The sequence below is a fragment of the Granulicatella sp. genome, from assembly GCF_057274575.1.
In genome coordinates this window covers 1-3,576 of the sequence record NZ_DBHISP010000038.1, presented here as the reverse complement: position 1 = coordinate 3,576, position 3,576 = coordinate 1, and the positions used below count along the sequence as shown (strand labels likewise).

4 protein-coding genes are annotated in these 3,576 nt (G+C 35.4%); all 4 read left to right on the top strand.

All coding sequences use genetic code 11. The features are described from left to right. Positions 1 to 42: 42 nt before the first annotated feature. The 4 genes from ACO5V7_RS08835 to ACO5V7_RS08820 are packed head-to-tail and all read left to right on the top strand — an operon-like array spanning position 43 to position 3,187. The gene (locus tag ACO5V7_RS08835) at positions 43 to 741 is read left to right on the top strand and encodes a 5'-methylthioadenosine/adenosylhomocysteine nucleosidase (RefSeq protein WP_485485889.1); all 699 of its coding nucleotides are present in this window, start codon (positions 43 to 45) and stop codon (positions 739 to 741) included. Between the two features lie 3 nt (positions 742 to 744). Then, positions 745 to 1,686, top strand: a complete 942-nt coding sequence (locus tag ACO5V7_RS08830) for a Gfo/Idh/MocA family protein (RefSeq protein WP_485485888.1) — start codon at positions 745 to 747, stop codon at positions 1,684 to 1,686. Positions 1,687 to 1,720: 34 nt separating this feature from the next. Then, a complete protein-coding gene (gene murB / locus ACO5V7_RS08825) occupies positions 1,721 to 2,632 on the top strand; it encodes a UDP-N-acetylmuramate dehydrogenase (protein WP_485485887.1) in 912 nt (303 codons plus the stop codon). A gap of 15 nt (positions 2,633 to 2,647) precedes the next feature. Continuing rightward, on the top strand, positions 2,648 to 3,187 hold the full coding sequence (locus tag ACO5V7_RS08820) for an ECF-type riboflavin transporter substrate-binding protein (RefSeq protein ID WP_485485886.1): 540 nt from the start codon (positions 2,648 to 2,650) through the stop codon (positions 3,185 to 3,187). The last annotated feature ends 389 nt before the right edge of the window (positions 3,188 to 3,576 follow it).

Here is a 3,576-nt window from a genome sequence, read left to right as displayed (position 1 = left end):
TTGATGGCGAAGATGATTGAACGATAATGATGAGGTGAAAGAATGAAATTTGGAATTATTGCGGCAATGGAAGAAGAAAAACGTCTGCTCGAAGAAGAGATGACGATTGAGAAGAAAACAACCGTTGCGAACTGGGAATTTATTGAAGGGACACTTGTTGGAAAGTCAATCGTACTTGTCCAATCTGGAATTGGAAAAGTGATGTCAGCTCTTGCTGCAGGAATCTTAATTGACCGCTTCGGTGTAGACTTGGTGATGAATACAGGTTCTGCAGGTGGGTTTGGTTCATCTCTTGAAATCGGAGATATCGTCATCGGAACGGAAGTGGCTTACTGTGATGCTGACGTAACTGCTTTTAATTACGTTTACGGGCAAATGCCGGGCATGCCAGCGCGTTTTGCCATGAACCAAGATTTTTTACCATCACTTGAACAAGCGATTGCTAAGGTGGATTTAAAGAGTCATACAGGCCTTATCGTTTCTTCTGACAGTTTTATCCATACTCGTGAGCAAAGAACACATATTTTAAAGCACTTCCCAGATGTGATGGCGTCTGAAATGGAAGGAGCAGCAATCGCACAAGCGTGTCACGCATTTGGAGTTCCATTTATTGTGATTCGTGCGATTTCAGATATTCCAGAGCGTGGGACCTCTGCTGTTGATTTTGATACTTTTATTGTTCAAGCAGGGAAACGTTCTGCTCAAATGGTTCATCAATTACTACAAGAATGGGAAGGATAAATAATGTTAAATATTGGGATTGTAGGTGTTGGAGCGATTAGTCAAAAAGCTTACTTACCTGTGATGCGTTCGATTGGGAATGTCAAATGGTATATGTGTACTCGAAATCAAGAAGTGTTGAATCGAGAATCTAAATTGTTAGGGAGATGTATTCCTTGCAATACGATTGAAGAATTATTGCAATTTTCGTTAGATGGAGTCTTTATTCATGTGTCTACAAATGCTCATTTTGAGGTGGCAAAACAATTTTTAGAAAAAGGAATTCCTGTTTATATGGATAAACCAGTAGCTCCTAGTTATGAAAAAACGCTGGAGTTATATCAAGTAGCAAAAAAACACGATACCTTCATAATGGCTGGATTTAATAGACGTTTTGCTCCTAAAGTAGAAGTCTTAAAAAGTGTAGAAAATAAGAAGAGAATTATTACTGAAAAGAATTGTACAGTAACTTCTCAAGATACAAGAACTAGAGTCTTTGATATTTTTATTCATCCTTTAGATACGGCACTTTACTTAATGGATTCTCTTCCAACGAATGGTACATATTTCTATAAGAAAAAGGACGGATTATTAGAACAATGCACTGTCTATTTAGAAAATGAAAACGAAACAACCTTGGTTCAATTTAATGAAACTTCTGGAGCAAACTTAGAAAGAATCGAAGTACAAAGTCCTAGTGGAACTTATTCACTTAGAAATTTAACGGATTTAGTGATTACCCAGGGACAAGATGATATGTTGGATACTTTTACAAGTTGGGATTCTACTTTGTACAAACGTGGATTTGAAACGATTATTCATAGTTTTATCATTGCAGTTCAGACAAAATCAGAAAATCCAGTTTCTGAAAAAAGTAGCTTGTTAAGCCACTTGATTTGTGAAAGGATTGTTACTGCAAAAGCTCCTCAAGGTTTCCTAACATTTGACGTAAACTCATTAGAATAGTAGTATTAAATGGATTACGATTAAGGAGAATAGTATGGACTATACAGTATTTTCAAAAGAGTTTCCAAATGTAAAAGTGTTTTACAATGAACCTCTTAAAAAATATACATTTACTAAGACTGGTGGGAACGCAGCAATTCTTATTTTTCCAAAGGATAAACAAGAAGCAAGTGAAGTCACACACTGGTTACGTGAGCAGAATATTCCAACGACAATTTTAGGAAATGCTTCTAATGTTATCATTAAAGATGGTGGGATTTCTGGTGCTGTAATTATGTTGAATGATATGTCTCATTTAAAAGTAGACGGTACAAAAATTATTGCAGAAGGCGGAGTAGCTTTAATTGACGTTTCTAAAGAAGCAGCTAAAAATGGATTAACCGGTTTGGAATTTGCATGCGGAATTCCGGGTAGTGTAGGTGGAGCCATTTATATGAATGCAGGGGCATATGGTGGAGAAATCAGTGAAGTTGTAGAGTATATAGAGGTGATTACACCAGAAGGTCAGTTAAAGACCTATTCTGCAAAAGAATTGGAGTTTAGTTATAGACATAGCTATATTCAGAATACTGGAGATTTAGTAATTGAAGTAGGGTTCCAGTTAGATAAAGGAAATCAAGAAGAGATTGACGGAAAAATTGCAGAATTAACGCATTTACGTCAAAGTAAACAACCGCTTGAATACCCTTCATGCGGAAGCGTCTTTAAACGTCCCGAAGGATATTTTACTGGACAGTTAATTCAAGATGCAGGACTACAAGGGTATCAAATTGGTGGGGCACAAGTCTCAAAAAAACATGCTGGATTTATCGTGAACATTGACAACGCTACGGCTACAGATTATATGGATCTAATTCGCTACATTCAAAAAGTAATTTTAGAAAAAGATGGAGTTTCTCTAGAACCAGAAGTTCGAATTATCGGAGAAGAACCTACATCGCATTAAGAGGAGGAGAGGATTGTGAAAGACGGATTACAAAAGACAGTTATTTATACAATTTTAGGAATTGTCATCATGACTGCTTTAATGACCTTAACGTCGATTACAACACCGATTGAAGGAGTATATATTCAATTGGCATATGGGTACCTTGCGCTCTTTGCGGGTGTTGCTGGAGCACTTCCAGCTGCCATTGTTGGGTTTACTGGCCATGTATTGTTTGATTTATTCAATACAGATCATTTATGGATTTCTTGGGCTATCAGTTCAGCTGCGTTAGGTTTTACGTTTGGATTTGCGATTCGAAGAAATAGTCTTCGACAAGGAGTGTTTTCACAGCATGATATGATTCGCTTTAATGTGGTTCAAGCGTCAGTGAATATTGCAATCTTTGGGTTGATTGCCCCAACACTAGATGTTTTATTCTATCAGTCTTCTACAACGATTGTATTTACTCAAGGTTGGATAGCAAGTATTCTAAATTTATTAACCGTCGCTATTTTTGGAACGATTTCTTTAAGAGCATATGCGAATTACAAATTAAAACAAAATAAACAATAGAAGAGCAAAATCGCGAAATACACTTTAATAAGCTCCCTCTAAGGTAGATACTAAAAAGTAAACTACTTTAAAGGGAGCATTATTAAATTGAGCAAAAAACACACTATATATTGGAATCTACGTGGCGGTGACCACAAAATAAGTTCAAAAAAATGAAAATAATAATTTCTGATAAAAATAAGAATATTTCCTAACACTTAATTTTTCTTATATATAAAACGATAATTCATATATATTTAACAATGTAATCATTAGTCAAGAAATATCGCGTCTAAAAAAGGATGTTTGATAGGATTTTTTCATAAATCAATATTGCCCTTAGTTTACCGAAAACAAAAAGGAAAATTCATATTCGTTACTGATATTTATTATATTATTTTAATGAAATT